Genomic DNA, 18,997 nt, shown 5'->3' on the forward strand with positions numbered 1-18,997 from the left:
CAATAATGGAGCGGGTGATGAGAATCGAACTCACGACATCAGCTTGGAAGGCTGAGGTTTTACCACTAAACTACACCCGCGTGGTATTTTATAATGGCGCGCCCGAGAGGAGTCGAACCCCTAACCTTTTGATCCGTAGTCAAACGCTCTATCCAATTGAGCTACGGGCGCTTATCAAGCGACTTAACTATCATACTATCGTTTGATGTTGAAGTCAAGAAGTTTTTTAAAACGTTTTTTTCGGCAATCGAACCTTTTCTCAATTCGACCTTTCTTATTATACACGTTTTTGAAAACTTGTAAACACCTTTGAAAAACTTTTTTGTTTTTCGTGTTGTTGTGTGCTGTTCATCAGCGACGATTAATAATATACCATGTGTATTTTATTAGGTCAACACCTTTTGTATATTTTTTTGTTTCATTCTCTCACATTTTTTCATGTGTATACTTTATCGCATCGTACACTTACCATTAGACATAAGCGAGTAGCGACATGATTGCCTGATCAGGGTATGAAGATGCCCAAGAAATTCATGAGCACCTTCTTAATGTGTACTTCCTAATCATTCAACAATAGGCGTTAAAGAATTACCGATCCATATCTCTCCCTTATTAAGTGTCCAGCTGTCGTTATATAAAGCTGAAGCGCCCTTGTTTGCACTCGGGCTCCACTCATCATCCCAAGCCAGAAAGTAAATGGTTTTAGGATATTTATGTTTTATTGCATTGATCAACAGGCTGTAATCAAAGGTGCCGTTTGCAATTTGCGGGCCGCTTTCAGTAAAGGCAAATGGTTTATTAAGCGCTATTAGCTGGTCGTATCCGTTAATCGAATAGGCATCTTGGAAATATGCATCTAACCCGACAATATCTACATAAGACGCACCCGGGTAGAAGTCGGTGTTAAAATCCCGGTTGGCGTCGGGAGAGTAAACCCAAAGCAAATGATCAAGACCTCTTGTCTCGGTCATATAATGATAGATTTTTTTATAGAGCTGTTTATAGAGGGACATTCTTTCTTGATCCTTTTGATTGTATGATGTAAGTCCCCACCAAAACCATTCACCGTTCATTTCATGCAGCGGCCTGAACAGAACAGGCACGCCTTGGTTCTCCAGTTCTTGAAGTCCGTCAGCAATTTTGCTAAGCATGGCATTCAGCCGCTTCCCTTCCGCTGTTGAAGAATCTAATACGTTTTTGTACTGATCGTTTGTAATCGGTGTTTTAAAATGCCCTGACTGAAAAGCAGGATTCGCCAGATGCAAACTGATTTGCGGGATTCCTCCGCTTTTCCAATATGATAGCAGCTCGCTGTTACAGCTGACATCAATCGAATCTTCAATCTTTGCTGTTTCAAGCCATCCTCTTGCATAATCACAGCCATAAATAGCAGGTGATTGTCCTGCTGCACTTCGGATTCTATCAGCCTCAGCCATAGAAAATGTGTCATGGCTGTAACCCCCAAACGCCCCGGAAAGGACTCTGTTTTCTGTTCGGTTGGGCAGATGAGCAAGCCAATTCATCACTGCTTTTGTGGTCTGCTGTGCATGAGGATTCACAGGATACACAGTATGCGCTTCAATTGGTCTTGCCAGAACAGCAGACGCAAGTAAAACGATCAGGAGCAGACAGATCGTATGTTTCTTAAACAATTGCAACTCCTCCATTCATTAAGGATGAGATATCATCATTTCACATGTTCCTTCTATTGAAAACTCGCCAAAATGCGCAGGCAAAATAAAGTGTGCGCCTGTATTGCACTCGTACTGAATATCATTCATGACAATTCGTCCTGATCCCTTCAGGACACTCCCCATCAAATAAGTTTGATAAGAAGGAAAAACAGCTCGGCCTTTAATCCTCCATTTGTACACGGAGAACTCATTCGTTTGTACATAAACGGTGATTTGGGCATTACCGACTTCTTCGACTGCCGGTGTATGGATTGTATCGGTATGCGGTATCGTTATGACTTCCATGGCTTTTTCTATATGAAGCGTTCTTTTTTGGCCTTTATCATCGCAGCGGTCATAATCGTAAACGCGATACGTTGTATCAGAGTTTTGCTGAATTTCAAGGACAAGTGTTCCCTCACACAAAGCGTGGAGCGTACCGCTTGGGACATAAAAGAAATCTCCCGGCTTGATTTTGAGGCGTCTCAACAGTCCGTTCCAATCGCCGCTTTCCATTCTCCGTTTAAATACTTCCTTTGTACTTGCGTGGTGGCCCAAAATCAGTTCGGCGTCATCTTTGCAATCAATAATATACCAGCACTCCGTTTTCCCGAGATCGCCGTTTTCATGCATTATTGCATAATCATCGTGAGGATGGACTTGCACGGAAAGATCCATATTGGCGTCCAGCAGCTTTACAAGCAGCGGAAACACCTTTCCATCTGAAAAACCGAAAATCTCCGGATGTTCCTGCCACACTTGGTCAAGTGTCTTTCCAGCCAGCGGGCCGTTTTTAACAGCCGATGAGCCATTGGCATGTGCAGAGACGGCCCAGCACTCACCTGTTTTTTCCGAGGGGATCGCGTAGCCGAAAACGTCACGAAGCTTTGTTCCTCCCCATAATCTTTCTTTAAAGACAGGCTCCAAAAATAAAGGGTGCTTCATGATTGCACCTCCCCGGCTGCAAATGAATCCTGTAAGGCCTGAGCCGCTAAAACAAACGTGCCGATGATCCCGGCGTTACTGCCCAAACATGGAGGTGCAATATATTCGTTTATATTTTCATATAATTCAGAAAAATAAAGGTATCCGTTCATGATTTTCGGCACATATTGATAAAGATAAGGAAACACTTGCTGCTGGTTCATGACCCCGCCGCCAAGAATGATTTTTTCAGGCGCAAGGATCAAAATATATTGAACCAGCGCTTGGGCAATATAGTATCCTTCCAGTTCCCAGACTTGGGGTATATCTGATAAATCAGCAGCTTTTTCCCCCCAGCGCGCTTCAATAGCGGGACCGGATGCCAAGCCTTCAAAGCAATCCTTATGATACGGACAAATCCCTTGGTATACATCATCCGGGTGTCTCCGGATATAAATATGGCCCATCTCTGGATGTGACAGCCCCTGAAGGAGCCGGCCCTCTGCAATTGCGCCCGCCCCAATGCCAGTGCCTATCGTTATATACATGCAGCTGTTGAGACCCCTCGCTTCACCAAAAAGGAATTCACCCAGCGCCGCAGCATTGACATCCGTACTAAAACCGACTGGGATGTTCATTACATTCTTAACGGTTTGCAAAAAGGGATAGTGTCTCCAGCCGTCTTTCGGCGTGGCCCTAATGGTTCCGTATGTTTCACTGGTTTTATTGGTATCAACGGGACCAAAGGAACCGATGCCGATGGCCTGTAATGAGAATGGGCGAAAATATTGAAACACTTTCTCTAATGTTTCATCCGGCATCGTTGTCGGGATCTCTACTCGGTCGATGATCGTTCCATCTTCTTTGCCGACGGCACAAACAAATTTTGTGCCGCCTCCTTCAATACCGCCAAGCATACAGATGGCCTCCTTGTTGTCTTTGCGATCAGCGCCGTATGTTTACCGAAGTGACGACAAACTTGTCATGCCGATGACGCGAAAAGGAATACTCAAATGGAATGCCGTTATCTAAGAAGCCCACATGTTCGACTTCGAGAATTGGATCATCTTGTTTACAGCCCAGATGCTCCTGGTCAATATGATCAGATTTACAGGCCCTGATTTTCCGATGCGATCCGGCGATTTTCAGCTGCAGCCCGTTTGTGATATGGTTGTAGACCGAGTCATGAAGAACATCATCATTAATGCCAGGTATTAAATGAGTCGGCATAAATGTTTTTTCCAATACATAGGGCTCTCCCTCTACAATCCGCAGCCGTACGACATAATAAACCGGGGTTTTCTGATCAATGGACAAATGAGCGGCCACTTCCTCTGTGGGAAATTGCACTTCGAACTGAATGACCTTGCTTTTGATTTCCTTATCTTTCAGCAAGTTGGTCAATCCGAGGATTTCATTGCTGACCACATGGACATGGTCATCCTGTATCGCTGATTGAATAATAAACGTGCCATGGCCTCGTTTTCTGAACAGAAGCCCTTCAGCAACCAAATTATCCAAGGCTCTTTTCATCGTCATGCGGCTTGAGTTGAACTCTTTTGCAAGAGATACTTCATCGGGAATCGGCTGATCGATCGGATAGACGTTATTTTTGATTCTATTTCTCATTTCATTTGCGATGATTTCGTATTTATTCATTGGTATCCTCCGGCAGCTATTAGAGTTTGATATCACATAAGCTATTACGGATATCATAAGTTCTTTTCCCTGTTTCATCAATGTTGCGGCTTTGCTGTGAACTCTCATCATCATGATGATTGCCGGAAGATCTGTAAATCTAGAAACCGTTTTGCTCCGCAATCTTTTTGAACCATTTTCCGCTCTCTTTGACGGTCCTTTCTCCGTCTTTCTCGAGATTGACTGATACAAATCCGTATCTGTTTTTATAGGCATTTGTCCAAGACCAGTTGTCCATGAACGTCCATAAGTGATAACCTTTTACGTTTGATCCTTCCTGTATGGCACGGTGAATCCATTTGAGGTGCTCTTTTATAAACTCGATCCGGTAATCATCTTGAATGATGCCTTGTTCGTCCCTGAAGCGTTCCTCACCTTCGACTCCCATGCCGTTTTCCGATATAAAGCACTCAATGTTCCCGTAGTTTTCTTTTAGATTGATCAAAATATCATAAACGCCTTTTTCGTAAATCTCCCATCCGCGATGAGGATTCATTTTGCGCCCCGGCATGACGTAAGGATCAAAATACCTGTCCGGCAAGAAAGGCGCATCGGGATTCGGAAGATGTTCTTTTGCTTTTACACGTCTCGGCTGGTAATAATTCACGCCCAACAGGTCAACCGTATTGTGTTTGATAACCTCAAGATCTTCTTTCTTATAGTCGGGCACAAAGCCTTCGCTCTTCAAAATCTCAACCAGGCCTTTTGGGAATTCCCCTTTGACAGAAGGGTCTAAAAAGGATCTGTTAAAAAACGCGTCCGCTATTTCCCCCGCTTTTACATCCGCCGGATGGCCGCTTCTCGGGTATGAAGGGGTCAAATTTAAGATAATGCCAATTTTCCCGTCTTGCTTCATTTCCCTGTAAGCCCGAATGGCACGGGCACTTGATAGCATCGTATGAAACCCGACCTGGACAGCCTCTCTGAAATCGACCTTGTTTGGATAATGAAAATCATATAAGTATCCGCCTTCTACGGGAACGATCGGTTCATTATGCGTGAACCAATTTTTCACCCGGTCGCCATACAAATGGAAGCTTGACTTCGCATAGTTTTCATAGGCGGCAACGGTTTCTCTGTTTGCCCAGCCGCCACTTTTTTGAAGTTCCATCGGCATATCGAAATGAAACAAATTGACAAAAGGCTCTATTCCATTAGCGATCAGCTCATCGATGACTCCCGCATAGAAATCTGCAGCTTCAGCGTTGATTTCGCCTGTTCCGTCCGGTATTAAACGCGACCAGGAAATTGACATCCGGAACGAGTTGTGGCCAAGCTCCTTCATCAGCCTGATATCTTCTTTATAATGATCGTAAAATTGAGATGTCGTTGCAGGTCCGACACGGTTAAAAAAACGATGTGGTTCTTTTTCAAACCAATAATCCCATATATTCTGCCCTTTTCCGTCTCGATCGGCGGCACCCTCTGTTTGTGTTGCTGAAGCGGATGAGCCCCACCAAAAATCATGTGGAAAACGATATTGTTTTGTCTGTGCCAAGTCTCTCTCCCCTTATGTCACATTTTGATGCTGTTATCATTTTGCTGGGCAGCTGTTTCCTGTACAGCCTGTTCTTTTTCTTTTGCAAGATGTAATTTATCCATTGCTTTTAGGAACGGAAACCAAATCACGAAGACAATCAGCAGATTGACAAGCTGCATCACGCCCCCCATGATCGAGTTCGTTGCCATGATGCCATTAATGAATAATGGAACCGTCCATGGGACCGTAACACCAGTCGGAGGCGGAACGAGCCCGGCTGACATGGCCAGATAGGTGACGAGCGTAACAACCATCGGCGCCAAAACCCAAGGCACAATAATGATCGGATTCATGACAATCGGAAGCCCGAATATAATCGGTTCGTTTACATTAAAAATACCGGGAGCCAGGCCGAGTTTTGATACTTGCTTCATCTGCCTGCTTTTCATGAATATGAGTATGGTAAAGACGATCGCAAGCGTCATCCCGGTTCCGCCCATCCCTACTGTATAAATCTCCATAAACGGTTTTGAAATAATATGAGGGATTTCTTTTCCCGCCGTGTAAGCAGAAAGGTTTTCTACCTGCAGTGTATTCCAAATCGGGTCCATCACAGAATTGATAATGATCTGTCCGTGCAGGCCGAAAAACCAAAGGATTTGAATGAAAAACACAGCAATCAGCGTCGGAATGATACCGCTTCCAAGTCCGACAAGCGGAGCCTGAATCGCATGATAAATGACGTCGTGCATATTTGTTTTAAAAAGCTGAGTCACCAGAACGTTAATCAGCAAAAACACGGTCAAGGTAATAAAGGCCGGAATAAGTGCGGCGAACGACTTTGCTACTGCAGGCGGAACACCGGCAGGCATTTTGATCGTCAGGTTTTTTTGAACGATTCTTCTGTAGATTTCGGCAGAAAGAAAAGCCGTAATCATGCCCAGAAACATCCCTTTTGCACCGAGACGGTCGACCGGAATAACCCCTGTAATGGCATCTCCTGTTTCCGGCTGAACGATAAATGGCGTTAAAAGCAAAAAGGAAACTAAAGCGATCGCGCCCCCGAAGACGGCTTCGACCTGATAGCTTTTTGACAGGTAATAGCCTATCCCGAATACGACAAAGACAGACATAATGCCCATAGTCGCCGTGGAGGCAATGCCGAATTGAGACTGAAACGATGTAAGCATTGAGGCATTCATGATTTTGTTTAAAAACGGCAGGTTCGTCAAGACCACAAAAATGGACCCGAATATCGTCAGCGGGAAGGCCAGCATAAACGCGTCTCGCAGCACTTGCAAATAGCGGTTATTGTTTAACCTCCCTGCAATTGGAACAAGGAATTGGCTGATTTTCTCGAACACCCTATCCACCCCGATTTTTTATAGATTCTTTGTTTGAAAGAGATCAAGCAGCTCTTTCACTAATTCTTTCATGGTCAATGTTGACATCAGGTGATCCTCCGCATGCATAAGCAGCAAGGAGAATGCTGCCGCGTCCCCGCCTGATTCTTTCTGTATCATTTGAAAGTGAATGTCATGGGCCGCGGATAAATCCTGATCAGCCTTTGTAATGAGGGCATCCGCCTCCTCCTTGTTCCCTTCCTTGTAGGCACGCAGTGATTGTATGATGGAGCTTCTGGCATTGCCGCTGTGCAGGATGAGCTGAAAACTGATTTGTTCGTCTGTTAAATCTGTGATTTTCATCTGTTCCATTATTGATTCTCCATTAATGACAATGCTTGCTCATACGCTTTTTTGCCATCTGCCATTCCATAGGCCATCATGTCAATGACTTCAACCCGAATGTTGTATTGATCCGCTTCTTTTTGCAGTTCGCTTTTCAGAAAGCTCATTTGCGGGCCGATCAATACCGCATCCGCTTTTTTCATATCTTCTTTCGCTCTATCTTGCCCGACTGCCCAAATCTCCGCTTCCTCTCCGATGGATTGTGCGTATTCCTTCATTTTTGTCACCAATAAACTGGTCGACATTCCTGAACTGCACGCAAGTAATATTTTTTTCAACTTCTATCCCCCCTTGTGATTAAAACGCTTACAATTGATATTATAGGCATTTATTTTTAAATGTCTATACTTTTATAAAATAAATACAATCATATTCTCGTCCAGTTCACCGCTTTGCAAATGTTTCTATGGAAGATTCATTCATAATGTGATACACTCATCAACGGAAACGAATCAATTCAATATAGCTATTATCACTTGTATAACCTCAATAATATGGTTTGAGGGTGTCTACCAGGAACCGTAAAATCCTGATTACAAAATTTGTTTATGACATTTTTTGTAATCAGGATTTTTTTATTTGTCAAAACATTTCAGTAAAGGAGTTTGTTATGAATTTTAAAGTTTTCCTGCTTGCAGCTTCTACGATTGCAGTCGGATTGGTTGAGTTAATTGTGGGAGGAATTCTTCCTCAGATCGCAAATGATTTAGACATTTCCATTGTCTCAGCCGGGCAGCTGATCAGTGTGTTTGCGCTGGGATATGCAGTGTCAGGGCCGCTGCTTTTGGCATTGACTGCGAAGATTGAGCGCAAGCGTTTATATTTAATAGCCTTATTTGTTTTCTTCCTTAGCAATCTTGTCGCCTATTTTAGCCCTAACTTTGCGACGCTTATGGTATCACGGGTATTGGCTGCGATGAGTACAGGGCTGATTGTTGTGCTTTCCTTAACGATCGCTCCGAAAATTGTAGCGCCTGAATACAGAGCGCGCGCAATCGGCATCATTTTTATGGGATTCAGTTCCGCTATCGCATTAGGCGTGCCGCTCGGAATCTTAATCAGCGATTCCTTCGGCTGGCGTATTTTATTCCTTGGCATTAGCCTGTTGGCGCTGGTTTCCATGCTGATTATTTCGATCTTCTTTGAAAGAATACCAGCGGAGAAAATGATTCCTTTCCGGGAGCAGCTCAAGACGATTGGCAATTTAAAAATCGCGAGTTCACACCTTGTCACGATGTTTACTTTAGCCGGACACTACACGCTATACGCCTACTTTGCGCCGTTTTTAGAAGAAACTCTTCACCTGAGCTCTTTCTGGGTCAGCATTTGTTATTTCCTTTTCGGGATATCTGCTGTGTGTGGAGGTCCTTTCGGGGGGGCGCTTTCTGACCGGCTTGGTTCGTTTAAGAGCATTTTGCTGGTGACCGGTTCCTTTGCCGTCATTATGTTCTTACTGCCGCTGTCAACATCGTCTTTGGTTTTCTTTTTGCCTGTCATGGTGATTTGGGGACTGCTGAGCTGGAGTCTCGCGCCTGCTCAGCAAAGCTATTTAATTGAAATTGCGCCAGATTCGTCTGATATTCAGCAAAGCTTTAATACGTCTGCCCTTCAAGTCGGAATTGCCCTTGGCTCAGCCATTGGCGGTATTGTATTGGATCAGACAGGTACTGTTGTCTCAACGGCCTGGTGCGGCGGATCGATTGTCATTATCGCTGTCCTGTTTGCCTTGATTTCTTTAACAAGACCTGTTCAGACAGCAAAAAAATCTCCTTGTAACAGGAGGATTTTTTTTATGATTTAGCTGAGAGCTCGTCTTCTGTGACCCATTTATGATTTTTCACTTTTTCGCCGCTTGTTGTCGATGTATAGTCAACCATGTACACGGTTGTTTTATCGGCGGATTCGATCTCTGCTGTTGCTCCCTTCATGCCTTTCATATGGGAAGCCTCTAAGATCACCTGGTCTCCGGGTTTTAATGTTTGATCTCCCGCGTCTTTGAGCTCTTCTTGAATCACCCATTTGTGATGATCCACCCGCTGTCCCCCGTTTGTCGGAGTGTATGAGACCACATACGCCGTTGTATCATAGGCGCCGGTCACTGTAGCTTCGGCGCCTTTCATGCCTTTCATATGAGATGCATTAATGACCACTTGGCTTCCTACTTTATATTTCGGATGTTCAGATTCGTGTAATCCCTCTGGGACGTCAGCTGATCCGGAATGCTCCATCTCTTCATGTGATGACGATTCTGAATGATTTTCATGAGTGTTGTCTTTCGTACTATTGTTATTGCCGCAAGCTGATAAAACAAAAATAAGAGATAACATCAGAATTCCGAGTGCTTTTTTAGTGACTATCATGTTCATTCTCCTTTGCTTCATTTTTTGCTGTACTTTTGCCCTCAGACAATAAAATCGCATATCTGCAAGCAAACATGCTCCTCCCGAGGATACTATACCCCCGAATTATGTAAATACGCTGATATTCTCATAAAACGTTCCCGCAGTTTGTACTATTCCCTCTTGTTTGCAAAGCCAAACATGAAAAAAGCCGCTTTTACGCGGCTATTAGTGATGTAATATTTTTATATACACACCTTTTTTCGCTTTTTGATAAGCGGACTCGCCCCATTTTCTGATGTTTTCAGAAACAGCTGAGGATTTGACCCATTTGCCATGATGAAAAACAGATGGATCGATGAGGCGCATTTTCTTTTTTAGATGGAAATCGTACTGAGTGTCATCTTCTTTCAGTTGAACGCGGGGATGAATATGTGTAAGCAAGCTCAGCACTTCTTCATTTTTGGATGCGTGCAGGATGTCGAGTACTTCTTGATCCGTTTTCAGCAGATCATCCGCGGATATGACATTGTGACGCAGCGCGGCCTTCAACGTTCGTGCTAAGTATTCATAGCCATATACATTCACGGGATTCAAAAAGAAATCAATTACTTCCTTGTAATATACCCCGACAAACCATTCAGCGGCTTCAATACGATCTGGAAACATCCTTCCGTTTCTCACAATAAGATGATCCAAAAAGGTTTGCGCTTCGTGCAGACTAATGTGTCCATATCGGTACATGTCCCGCAGCGTATAGTCTGTCCGATCAGCACAGAGCTCTGGTGCGGGCTGTTCCAGCAATGTCCATCTCGTATTGTCTGCTAAAAGTTCTTCGGCATCATAACCGTGTTTTTCTAAAACCCCCGGAATCTCAGAGTGAACAATGACTTGTTGAAAGATATTTTCATGGTAGTCTTCCGCTTCATTTTCAAAGACAACATCCACTACATGGGAAAAAGCCGTGTGTGATACGTCGTGGAGCAGGCCCGCTATCTGCTCTTCTATCGTTCCTCCCAGCTTTTTGATGAGAAGCATCACGCCAAGAGAGTGCTCATACCGTGTCACATCCCACTTTCGATTGACTAAAAAGCTTGCTCCGCCTTGATAGATTCCTTTTAACCTTTGCACCGGGGCGCTCTTGATAAGCTCTTCCAGCACCCCGTCTATTTGGTGCTGTCCATACATGATATCGTTGATTTTCATGCCGTCACCTCAACATCTATTTTCTAATTGTTATATATTGTATATTGCACATTTTCTAAAAGGAGGATTACGATGCAGATTGTCGCAAGCAATGAGTTGCCGAAATATATGATGACTGATTTTTTTGCCAAGCATTGGGGTTCACCCAAAATGGTGATTTCTGGCGGCGTTTTTCGCTGTGATGAAATAGATGGCTATGCCGCTTTGGATGAGGATGGCCAAATCATCGGTTTTATTACATACGCGATAGATGGAAAAGATTGTGAAATCATTTCATTGGATAGTATCATTGAAAAGAAAGGAATCGGCACAGCTTTACTGCAGCAGGTTGAAGAGACGGCTAAACTTGCCCATTGTCAACGAATAAAGCTTATCACAACAAATGATAATGTATATGCGATGGCGTTTTATCAAAAGAGAGGCTATCAATTCACCGCATTGTTTCCGAATGCAGTTGAAAAAGCGAGGCGACTCAAGCCGGAGATTCCTAAGAAAGCTGAAAACGGCATTTTCATTCGAGATGAAATTCTTTTTTCAAAGGTAATTCTATTAAATGAATAGGAGTTGTTTTATGTCCAGTCATTATAAATACCCTCTCATTTTCACAGCATCTTTATTAGTGGCTTTCTGCTTGATCTTTTTTTCCTATCACCTGTTTCATGATGTGCGATTGGAGTATCCGAACTGGCAGGGAGAAAGCAAAGATCGGAATTGGGAAGCGGTTTTCACAAAAAATGAAGATGCACCGAATGAATACAGCGGCAATCTTTATTGGATAGGCGATACGGCTCAAGCAGACCACACTTATGTCGAGTCACTGATTGTGAAAAAAGATCATGAGGTTCTGTTACGTTCTCATACTGAAATCCCCATGCGCGATTATTCCGGCGGCACTTCCCGCGATGGAAGCGCAAAAGAGACATCCGTTTCTTTTTTAGAGCGGTTAGATGAACATGAGCTTGAAGGCCATGATATTACGGTTGAAGTGATATGGAAGCAAGGTAATCATGCTACTGCGAGTCAGTTTTCCCTTAATGAAAAGACCTTGTTTAATCATTAAATAAAAGCGGGGAATCTCATAGAGGTCCCTGCTTTCCGCTTGCAACTTGTCCGGTAAGTCTCTCTGCCCCCTTATCCCCGCAGGCATTCAGCCTGATCTTTTTATATGCTCGTCCTCACTCCGTCGGAAGGGCCCCATTGTCCGCGACCCTCTTATTCTTGTAAATCCAATCTTTAAAATCAATTCATATTCGCTTAACAATTTAAAAATATAATGGGGTTGTCATTGAGATTCATCTATTTTTAGGAGGTTATCCAGTTGAAAAAATTCCCGAAGAAATTACTGCCTATCGCGCTTTTATCAACTATTGCGTTCAGCAGCTTAGCCGGCGGCAGTGTGCCGGAAGCCAGCGCCAAGGAAAAGAAAAAGGGGAATCATGACGAAATTAAGAATGTGATCGTTCTGATTGGTGATGGTATGGGTGTGTCGTATACGTCCGCTTATCGTTATTTAAAGGATAATAAAAAGACAAAGTTTGTAGAGCCTACCGCTTTTGATCAATACCTTGTCGGCCAGCAAACGACTTACCCTGAAGATCCAGAACAAAACGTAACAGATTCTGCAGCTGCGGCTACGGCTATGTCAGCTGGAGTAAAAACATATAACAATGCGATTGCGGTGGATAACGACGGGTCAGAGGTCAAGACGGTTCTTGAAGCAGCGAAAGAAAAAGGAAAATCAACAGGACTTGTGGCCACTTCAGAAATCACACACGCCACTCCGGCCTCTTTCGGTTCCCACAATCACAGCCGGAAAAACATGAACTCGATTGCCGATGACTATTTTGATGAAATGGTAAACGGCAAACACAAAATTGATGTGCTTCTCGGCGGAGGAAAAAGCAATTTTGATCGAAAGGACCGCAATTTGATCAAAGAATTCAAAAAAGCGGGATATAGCTATGTGGATAACCGCAAGAACATGCTTAAAAATAAAGACAGCCAAGTTCTCGGCCTATTCGCTGACGGCGGCCTGCCTAAAATGATTGACCGCACGAAGGATATTCCTTCATTAAAAGATATGACAAACACCGCCATTAACAAATTAAACAAGAATAAAGACGGTTTCTTCCTCATGGTGGAAGGCAGCCAGATTGACTGGGCGGGACATGACAATGATATCGTCGCCGCCATGAGTGAGATGGAAGACTTTGAACAAGCTTTTAAGGCGGCTATTGATTTCGCCAAAAAAGACAAGCACACATTGGTTGTCGCAACGGCTGACCACTCAACCGGCGGGTATTCCATCGGTGCGGACGGCATCTACAACTGGTTCAGCGAACCTATTAAAGCCGCAAAACGCACACCTGATTTTATGGCAGAAAAAATCGCTGACGGCGCAGGTGTTGAAAAAACATTAAAAACGTATATTGACCAAAAGAAATTATCTTTAACAAAATCAGAAATTCAATCTGTTGAAAAAGCCGCAAAAACGAAAGAAGTGCTTGAAATCGATAACGCGATCGAGGAGATTTTCAATAAACGCTCCCACACTGGATGGACGACAAGCGGACATACTGGTGAAGATGTTCCCGTCTACGCGTACGGACCGTCTAGCGAGGATTTTGCAGGGCAAATTGATAATACTGAAATCGCCAAAAAAGTTTTCGACGCTTTACAATACAAAATTAAGATTAACGATAAGTAATAGAATACAAGGTGTCCCGTTACTTGTATAAAAGTGACGGGCTCTCTTTTTAATGGAGGGATCATGATGAGACGAATTCTTTCGATTGCTGTTTTTATCGTCATGCTTGCGGGCTGCTCGTCAAACGCCAATACAGAAAAACAAAATGCGGGCGATGAGCAAAAGGTAAAAGCCGCTCCGCAGAGCACATCATCTCAAAAAGACAGCAGAGATGAGTATCAGCCTAATTCCCAAGTTACCGATGACCGATCTTTGACGAAGGCGGGCCAAACGTTTTCTGATGACAAAGGAAAAGCTGTTTTAAAGGATATCAAGCAAGTGAATCAAACTTACAAGATTGGCGACGTGGAGTTAACAGTAAAAGAGATGAAGCTGATCCATTTGCGTCCGGACTACAGCATGATTGATTATTTTCATGTGTTAACACACGATGAGGAGTTTGATTTCGTTAAGGTCTTCGTTGACATCAAGAACACATCTTCAAAGAAAGTAAATGTTGCGCCGATTGCCTTAATGAAAACAAATACAGGGGAAACCTTTGATTGGAACAAAGACATTTATCTTGAAGAGTTAAATGGGGAATTGGAAGCCGGAGCCGAGAAGTCCGGAAACCTTGGTTTTATTGTGAACGCATCAAGCGGCCATGCCCATGATGAAGAGTCTCATCAGAAAAAAGCAAAAGAGATCAAATGGATCGAAATCACAACAAGTGACGTCTTTGACCACAACCATCAGAAAATCAGTGATGCTCAAAAGATTAAAATCGAGTTTTAAATGTCGAACTCCCGTCCTGAATGACGGGAGTTCTTTGCTTATTTGGTTTTTTGACGAATCAATTTATTCATCCGCTCTATCACTTCATCCATGTCCATGCACTCTTGGAAGCTTTGATTGATTTTTTGGATCCCTTTCGTATATTGATCGTGATGCAAAACCTCATCTACGCCCTGTTTTAATTTTTGCACATCAACTTCTTCTTTTGAGATGACATAGCCTGCATGAAGTTCAGAAAGACGCTGCGCCACCATTGGCTGATCCTTGTCATGGGGCAATACAACCAAAGGCACATTGAAATGGATGCCTTCATTTACGCTGTTCATTCCGCCGTGTGTAATAAAAACATCAGCATGCTCCAGAACCTCCAGCTGAGGGACATATGGGGCGATGATAAAGTTTTCCGGCGCCTGCTTTAATTTGGCCAGATCCGCTTTTTCTCCGGCAGCGATAACGACTTTTCCGTTAAAGCAAGAAAATGCATCTATACAAAGGTTGAAAAATTCCTCCGTATGATCCAGAACAGTGCCCATTGAAATATAAATGACCTTTTCATCTTTTAACTGTTCAATTGGGAAATCTGATTTTTCCGCTCTCTTTGGAAAGCTGGGACCGATAAATAGACATTCATCCCCGAAACGATCGCTTTCAGGCTGAAAATAACGGCTTGTATACACGACATTCAATTCCCCTTTATTGTTCATGAATTGAACCAGATTTTTCGGGGCAACACCGTACGTTTCTTTCATTTGAGCCAAAAGGTCTTCGCATTCTTGATCCAATTCAAGCGGGATTCCGGATTCCGGATGCAGCGGCAGGATTTTCAGATGCTCTTCGCCAAACAGGAAGGATGCTGATGAAGAGACTCCGGGAATATCTAAGAAATCCCTCACCAATTCCCCCGCCCCGAATTTATCAAAATAAACAAAATCAAATCGAATGCTTTTAGATAAGTCTTTCACGATATGTAAAATGTCCAGCGAGGTTTTGATATGGATTTTAAGAAACTCAAGAATTCCATTGGGTGAAGCGATTTGAATAGGTGTTGTTCGGAGCAGGTCGCGGTGAAGGTGGACAGTTGCGCCCGCTGCTTCTAATCGTTTTTTATATGTTTCAGTGGAAATATAATGGACATCATATCCCTTCTCGGAAAATGCTTTTGTGATGCCTAAGGTTGGATTCACATGGCCTTCCGCCGGAAAATTTAAAATCAATACCGTTTTCATTTTGACTACTCCCTCTCACTCGCTGTGTTTGATCAGACTCTACTAATCGTAAAATGGGAACGCAACGCCACGCAAGGGACAAATGATTGATTCATGAAACGTATCCGGACTAAATCCTGAAAAGACACCAAGCTTTGGTGTCTTTTTCATACCTTTCTGATCGTAAAAAATTTCCGCAAAAGCCATGGGCCTGGCGTGAAACCCAAGGTTAACTGCCAAGCGCCTATGGCTTGCAGTCCGTATTCCCGGACGATCAGCATTTTCTGGCTCATGCTTCTGACATCTTCAAACCATACCTCATGCGTCCGCCCATGTTGATCACGGTATCGGAAAAAAGGTGATTGGTATTCGGCTGAATATTGGATCGGGGTTTGGTACCTCATCGCTGTTTCGATTGCATTTTGATTTGAAATGGCTGAAGCAACAGTGCCCGGCTGGTACGGGATGATCCAGTCGTACCCGTAGAGCGGAACTCCAATGATGATTTTTCTGCTTGGCACCTGCACAATCGCAAACTCAATGGTACTCCTGATCTCCGTAATCGGCGCTACAGGCCCCGGCTCACTTCCGGCATGATGCCAATCATAAGCCATGATAAACATATAATCGACAACTGCTCCGATCCCTCCGTAATCATAGCCCCTCAGCCATGGAATATTATCGCTTGTTTTTGCAGGAACAGCTATCGTCAGCACATACCCTCCCGCCTGAAGACGATCTCTCAGCTGGCGCAAAAATCCAGTGAAAAGATCACGATCCGCGGCGCTTACCTGTTCAAAATCGATCGTCACACCCCCATATCCTCTTGTCGAGACCAAGTAATAAATATTGTTGACCAAATTGGTTCTCGCTGTCGGGTTGTTCAGGACTTGGCGAACGAGTTCTGTGCTGAAACCATCTGATGTAAGGTTTGTTATGGTCGCAAGCGGCGTCACTCGTCTTTGCCATGTGGTCTCGATTGCGGCCGCATCATTCAGTTGATTTGCAATGTCGCCGTTAGGCGCAAAATGGTATTCGAAAATCGAAATGGAAGACGAGTATGGGGCAAAGTCATTAATTAATTCCCGATCGAGATCGGGGGTTCGGAGCACATAAAAACTTAACGTTCCCGCAATGTAATTTGAGATAGAAGGAATCGTTATTTTTGCTCCGACTTGCAATTCATTTGGGCTGATGCCCGGGTTTGCGGCCCGCAGGCGCTCTAACGGAACAAACGCTTTTGCCGCAATGTCGGTCAGCGTGTCTCCCGGCTGAACCGTATACACATAAAGAGGGATAAGCAGAGCCTGACCGGGCACGATATTCGTTTCTTCTAACCCGTTCACACCCCGGATTTGATCAACAGCAGCATCGTATCTTCTGCCTATGGAAAACAAAGAATCACCAGGCCGGACGATATGGATAAACATGTGTAACCCCCATTATTCGTTAATAAATCCATCATAAAATGGTATTAACGGGAGCCCTTTTATATGTTTGTGAACACAAAAAAACCAAGGAGAAGCTCCCCCTGGTACCGGATCACGCAGATTAATTCTCTTTTCCTTCTCCAATCACATGTTTCAAATGCTCACAGTCATGGTTGAAATGAGCCATCACATACTGTTTGGCCGCTTCTTTATTTTTCTTTTTCACTTCTTCAAATATCTTGCGGTGTTCACTCAATATCGTTTCTGCACGGTGGTCGCCAGTATAATTTAGGATTCTGCAAAAGTGAATCAGATCATTGACATGCTCAAGCAAATTTTTTAAATGTCTGTTATGGCTAAAATCGACAAGGAGCTCATGAAATTTTTGGTTTAAGCTGATGATTTCCGTATCTTCTGTTCCGCTGTGAATGGCTTTTTCTGTTTCTTCAAGCTGTTTTTCAAGAATGGCAAGCTCTTCCTCATCCGCTTCTTCTATGACTAGCTCAACTGCCAGCTGCTCCAGCGGAATTCTGATTTTATAAATCTCATCTACATCTTTTGCCGTTAACGATGTAATAGAAAATCCATTTCGGTCATCTGCTTTTAACAAACCGTCTTTTTCAAGCAGCCGCATCGCTTCCCTTATCGGAGATCGGCTGACACCAAAGCTTTTCGCCAGTTGTGTTTCGTTGATCCGTTCCCCCGGCTTAAAAGTTCCGTTGAAGATCATTTTTTTCAGCTGGTTATAAAATTGCAGGTAGTAAGGAGTCGGTTTGTCTAATTTAAAATCGTCCATATATAATACCTCTTTTGAATATATTCATGGGCTTTTCTTCATCAAAATCATATAACAGATGGTAATGGGAAGCAACAAACTGCCTTGTCAGATCTCAGAATTTGAGGTACGATATGTTTGCTGAACGACGGTCGACGGACTACTGGCAACTGAAAAACCGGCATGCTTTTCATCGTCAATGAGCCGCCATACCTCCGCCAAAACAGCGCACTCTTACATTCTTAGATCTTTTCAATGGAGGAAAAATATGCTCATTATTCTAGTTATGTTTCTTTTGGGAATTATTTTAGGCTTTATTGGTGCCGGAGGAGCAGGCTTTGTCATTGCACTTTTAACTCTTCTTTTCCATATCCCGATTCATACGGCTCTTGGCACTTCTCTCGCCGGCATGGCTTTTACCAGCTTATCAGGGGCGTACAGCCATTATCGTGAAGGCAACATTCAGATGAAAATCGGCTTAACAGTCGGATGCTTTGCTGCGGTTGGCTCATTTTTCGGCGCCAAGCTGACATCCTTTATTCCGTCTGATTTGCTACACTACTTGACGGCTGGGATGTTGTTTTTATCAGCGATTCTCATTTTAATCAGATTGTTTCTTTTAAAAGAGAAGGCTCAAATGAATCAGAGCCACCTTTCAACGTATACGAGAGCGATCATTTTAGGCATTGTTTCCGGCGTTCTTTCCGGCACTTTCGGCATTGGGTCGGCGCCTTTTATTCAAATCGGTTTAATGATCATGCTGAACCTGTCCATCCGCCATTCTGTCGGAACGACGATGCTTGTGATCATTCCTCTCGCTGTAGGTGGAGGAATCGGATACATCACAGAAGGTTATGTCGATTATATACTGCTGATGAAAGTCTTGATCGGCACGATGTGCGGTGCCTATGTAGGCGCGAAATTCACCAACCTTATGCCAAAGGTGGTTCTGAAATCGGCCATCTTCTTGACTCCTGCGATTGCGGGCCTGCTGTTATTATTCTAACTAAAACAAAAAACCTGACGCCATGTCAGGTT

General features: G+C 43.7%; 18 protein-coding genes, 2 tRNA genes, 1 pseudogene and 1 riboswitch. Of the genes and pseudogenes, 6 read left to right on the top strand and 15 right to left on the bottom strand.

Features of this window, described 5'->3' with window-relative positions; genetic code table 11:
• Positions 1 to 6 precede the first annotated feature (6 nt).
• The 10 genes from SC79_RS14800 to SC79_RS14845 form a co-directional block, all read right to left on the bottom strand.
• Positions 7 to 80: transfer RNA gene (locus tag SC79_RS14800), tRNA-Gly, on the bottom strand.
• A 14-nt stretch (positions 81 to 94) separates the two neighbouring features.
• Positions 95 to 171 (bottom strand) — tRNA-Arg (locus SC79_RS14805).
• Positions 172 to 563: 392 nt separating this feature from the next.
• On the bottom strand, positions 564 to 1,652 hold the full coding sequence (locus SC79_RS14810; RefSeq protein ID WP_039075713.1) for a glycoside hydrolase family 26 protein: 1,089 nt from the start codon (positions 1,650 to 1,652) through the stop codon (positions 564 to 566).
• Positions 1,653 to 1,670: 18 nt separating this feature from the next.
• Complete coding sequence (manA, locus tag SC79_RS14815) at positions 1,671 to 2,618, bottom strand: mannose-6-phosphate isomerase, class I (RefSeq protein WP_039075714.1); 948 nt, start codon at positions 2,616 to 2,618, stop codon at positions 1,671 to 1,673.
• The gene (locus SC79_RS14820) at positions 2,615 to 3,514 is read right to left on the bottom strand and encodes an ROK family protein (RefSeq protein WP_039075715.1); all 900 of its coding nucleotides are present in this window, start codon (positions 3,512 to 3,514) and stop codon (positions 2,615 to 2,617) included. Before SC79_RS14820 ends, manA begins: the two co-directional genes overlap by 4 nt.
• Before the next feature lie 28 nt (positions 3,515 to 3,542).
• Positions 3,543 to 4,256 carry a transcriptional regulator GmuR gene (gene gmuR / locus SC79_RS14825; protein ID WP_039075716.1) on the bottom strand — a complete coding sequence of 238 codons (714 nt, stop codon included), beginning with the start codon at positions 4,254 to 4,256 and terminating at the stop codon, positions 3,543 to 3,545.
• A gap of 139 nt (positions 4,257 to 4,395) precedes the next feature.
• Entirely contained in the window at positions 4,396 to 5,793 is a 1,398-nt protein-coding gene (locus tag SC79_RS14830) for a glycoside hydrolase family 1 protein (RefSeq protein WP_039075717.1), read from the bottom strand.
• 17 nt (positions 5,794 to 5,810) lie between these two features.
• Positions 5,811 to 7,139 (bottom strand): PTS cellobiose transporter subunit IIC, encoded by a 1,329-nt coding sequence (gene celB / locus SC79_RS14835; protein ID WP_039075718.1) that lies wholly within the window; start codon positions 7,137 to 7,139, stop codon positions 5,811 to 5,813.
• Between the two features lie 18 nt (positions 7,140 to 7,157).
• Positions 7,158 to 7,490: a PTS lactose/cellobiose transporter subunit IIA gene (locus tag SC79_RS14840; RefSeq protein ID WP_039075719.1), complete on the bottom strand. Its 333-nt coding sequence runs from the start codon at positions 7,488 to 7,490 to the stop codon at positions 7,158 to 7,160.
• Positions 7,490 to 7,801: a PTS sugar transporter subunit IIB gene (locus tag SC79_RS14845; RefSeq protein WP_039075720.1), complete on the bottom strand. Its 312-nt coding sequence runs from the start codon at positions 7,799 to 7,801 to the stop codon at positions 7,490 to 7,492. The genes SC79_RS14840 and SC79_RS14845 overlap by 1 nt, the downstream gene beginning before the upstream one ends.
• A gap of 178 nt (positions 7,802 to 7,979) precedes the next feature.
• A riboswitch (purine riboswitch) is annotated at positions 7,980 to 8,079 on the top strand.
• A 54-nt stretch (positions 8,080 to 8,133) separates the two neighbouring features.
• On the opposite strand from SC79_RS14845, the gene pbuE reads away from it, so the two are divergent.
• Positions 8,134 to 9,324, top strand: coding sequence for a purine transporter PbuE (gene pbuE / locus SC79_RS14850; RefSeq protein WP_039075721.1), 1,191 nt, complete (start codon positions 8,134 to 8,136; stop codon positions 9,322 to 9,324).
• Here pbuE and SC79_RS14855 read toward each other — a convergent pair.
• Positions 9,314 to 9,932 (bottom strand): annotated as a pseudogene (locus SC79_RS14855) (YdhK family protein). The gene pbuE and the pseudogene SC79_RS14855 sit on opposite strands and share 11 nt — an antisense overlap.
• A 158-nt stretch (positions 9,933 to 10,090) precedes the next feature.
• On the bottom strand, positions 10,091 to 11,068 hold the full coding sequence (locus SC79_RS14860) for an HD domain-containing protein (protein WP_039075722.1): 978 nt from the start codon (positions 11,066 to 11,068) through the stop codon (positions 10,091 to 10,093).
• A gap of 72 nt (positions 11,069 to 11,140) precedes the next feature.
• Between SC79_RS14860 and SC79_RS14865 the strand changes: the two genes are divergently transcribed.
• The 4 genes from SC79_RS14865 (at position 11,141) to SC79_RS14880 (ending at position 14,549) form a co-directional block, all read left to right on the top strand.
• Entirely contained in the window at positions 11,141 to 11,629 is a 489-nt protein-coding gene (locus SC79_RS14865; protein ID WP_039075723.1) for a GNAT family N-acetyltransferase, read from the top strand.
• 10 nt (positions 11,630 to 11,639) lie between these two features.
• Positions 11,640 to 12,128 carry a DUF4944 domain-containing protein gene (locus SC79_RS14870; protein ID WP_039075724.1) on the top strand — a complete coding sequence of 163 codons (489 nt, stop codon included), beginning with the start codon at positions 11,640 to 11,642 and terminating at the stop codon, positions 12,126 to 12,128.
• Between the two features lie 258 nt (positions 12,129 to 12,386).
• Positions 12,387 to 13,775 (top strand): alkaline phosphatase, encoded by a 1,389-nt coding sequence (locus SC79_RS14875; RefSeq protein WP_082022741.1) that lies wholly within the window; start codon positions 12,387 to 12,389, stop codon positions 13,773 to 13,775.
• Positions 13,776 to 13,841: 66 nt separating this feature from the next.
• Complete coding sequence (locus SC79_RS14880; protein WP_039075726.1) at positions 13,842 to 14,549, top strand: DUF4352 domain-containing protein; 708 nt, start codon at positions 13,842 to 13,844, stop codon at positions 14,547 to 14,549.
• 38 nt (positions 14,550 to 14,587) lie between these two features.
• Here the strand turns inward: SC79_RS14880 and SC79_RS14885 are convergent, their stop codons facing one another.
• From SC79_RS14885 to SC79_RS14895, 3 genes are all read right to left on the bottom strand, one after another.
• Positions 14,588 to 15,775 (bottom strand): macrolide family glycosyltransferase, encoded by a 1,188-nt coding sequence (locus SC79_RS14885; RefSeq protein ID WP_039075727.1) that lies wholly within the window; start codon positions 15,773 to 15,775, stop codon positions 14,588 to 14,590.
• Positions 15,776 to 15,921: 146 nt separating this feature from the next.
• Positions 15,922 to 17,184 carry a glycoside hydrolase family 18 protein gene (locus tag SC79_RS14890; protein ID WP_039075728.1) on the bottom strand — a complete coding sequence of 421 codons (1,263 nt, stop codon included), beginning with the start codon at positions 17,182 to 17,184 and terminating at the stop codon, positions 15,922 to 15,924.
• Positions 17,185 to 17,305: 121 nt separating this feature from the next.
• The gene (locus tag SC79_RS14895) at positions 17,306 to 17,980 is read right to left on the bottom strand and encodes a GntR family transcriptional regulator (protein ID WP_039075729.1); all 675 of its coding nucleotides are present in this window, start codon (positions 17,978 to 17,980) and stop codon (positions 17,306 to 17,308) included.
• A gap of 247 nt (positions 17,981 to 18,227) precedes the next feature.
• Here SC79_RS14895 and SC79_RS14900 point away from each other — a divergent pair, with 247 nt between their 5' ends.
• Positions 18,228 to 18,965, top strand: a complete 738-nt coding sequence (locus tag SC79_RS14900) for a sulfite exporter TauE/SafE family protein (protein ID WP_039075730.1) — start codon at positions 18,228 to 18,230, stop codon at positions 18,963 to 18,965.
• Positions 18,966 to 18,997 lie beyond the last annotated feature (32 nt).

Origin of the sequence: Bacillus sp. MSP13 (assembly GCF_000815295.1) — a bacterium.
In the GTDB taxonomy this organism is placed as follows: domain Bacteria; phylum Bacillota; class Bacilli; order Bacillales; family Bacillaceae; genus Bacillus; species Bacillus vallismortis.

Excerpts from the sequence above, each read along its gene's own strand:
- SC79_RS14895 (WP_039075729.1), bottom strand. The coding sequence starts at position 17,980 with ATGGACGATTTTAAATTAGACAAACCGACTCCTTACTACCTGCAATTT.
- SC79_RS14890 (WP_039075728.1), bottom strand. The coding sequence starts at position 17,184 with ATGTTTATCCATATCGTCCGGCCTGGTGATTCTTTGTTTTCCATAGGC.
- SC79_RS14820 (WP_039075715.1), bottom strand. The coding sequence starts at position 3,514 with ATGCTTGGCGGTATTGAAGGAGGCGGCACAAAATTTGTTTGTGCCGTC.
- SC79_RS14885 (WP_039075727.1), bottom strand. The coding sequence starts at position 15,775 with ATGAAAACGGTATTGATTTTAAATTTTCCGGCGGAAGGCCATGTGAAT.
- SC79_RS14900 (WP_039075730.1), top strand. The coding sequence starts at position 18,228 with ATGCTCATTATTCTAGTTATGTTTCTTTTGGGAATTATTTTAGGCTTT.
- manA (WP_039075714.1), bottom strand. The coding sequence starts at position 2,618 with ATGAAGCACCCTTTATTTTTGGAGCCTGTCTTTAAAGAAAGATTATGG.
- SC79_RS14870 (WP_039075724.1), top strand. The coding sequence starts at position 11,640 with ATGTCCAGTCATTATAAATACCCTCTCATTTTCACAGCATCTTTATTA.
- SC79_RS14840 (WP_039075719.1), bottom strand. The coding sequence starts at position 7,490 with ATGGAACAGATGAAAATCACAGATTTAACAGACGAACAAATCAGTTTT.
- pbuE (WP_039075721.1), top strand. The coding sequence starts at position 8,134 with ATGAATTTTAAAGTTTTCCTGCTTGCAGCTTCTACGATTGCAGTCGGA.
- SC79_RS14860 (WP_039075722.1), bottom strand. The coding sequence starts at position 11,068 with ATGAAAATCAACGATATCATGTATGGACAGCACCAAATAGACGGGGTG.
- SC79_RS14880 (WP_039075726.1), top strand. The coding sequence starts at position 13,842 with ATGAGACGAATTCTTTCGATTGCTGTTTTTATCGTCATGCTTGCGGGC.
- SC79_RS14865 (WP_039075723.1), top strand. The coding sequence starts at position 11,141 with ATGCAGATTGTCGCAAGCAATGAGTTGCCGAAATATATGATGACTGAT.
- gmuR (WP_039075716.1), bottom strand. The coding sequence starts at position 4,256 with ATGAATAAATACGAAATCATCGCAAATGAAATGAGAAATAGAATCAAA.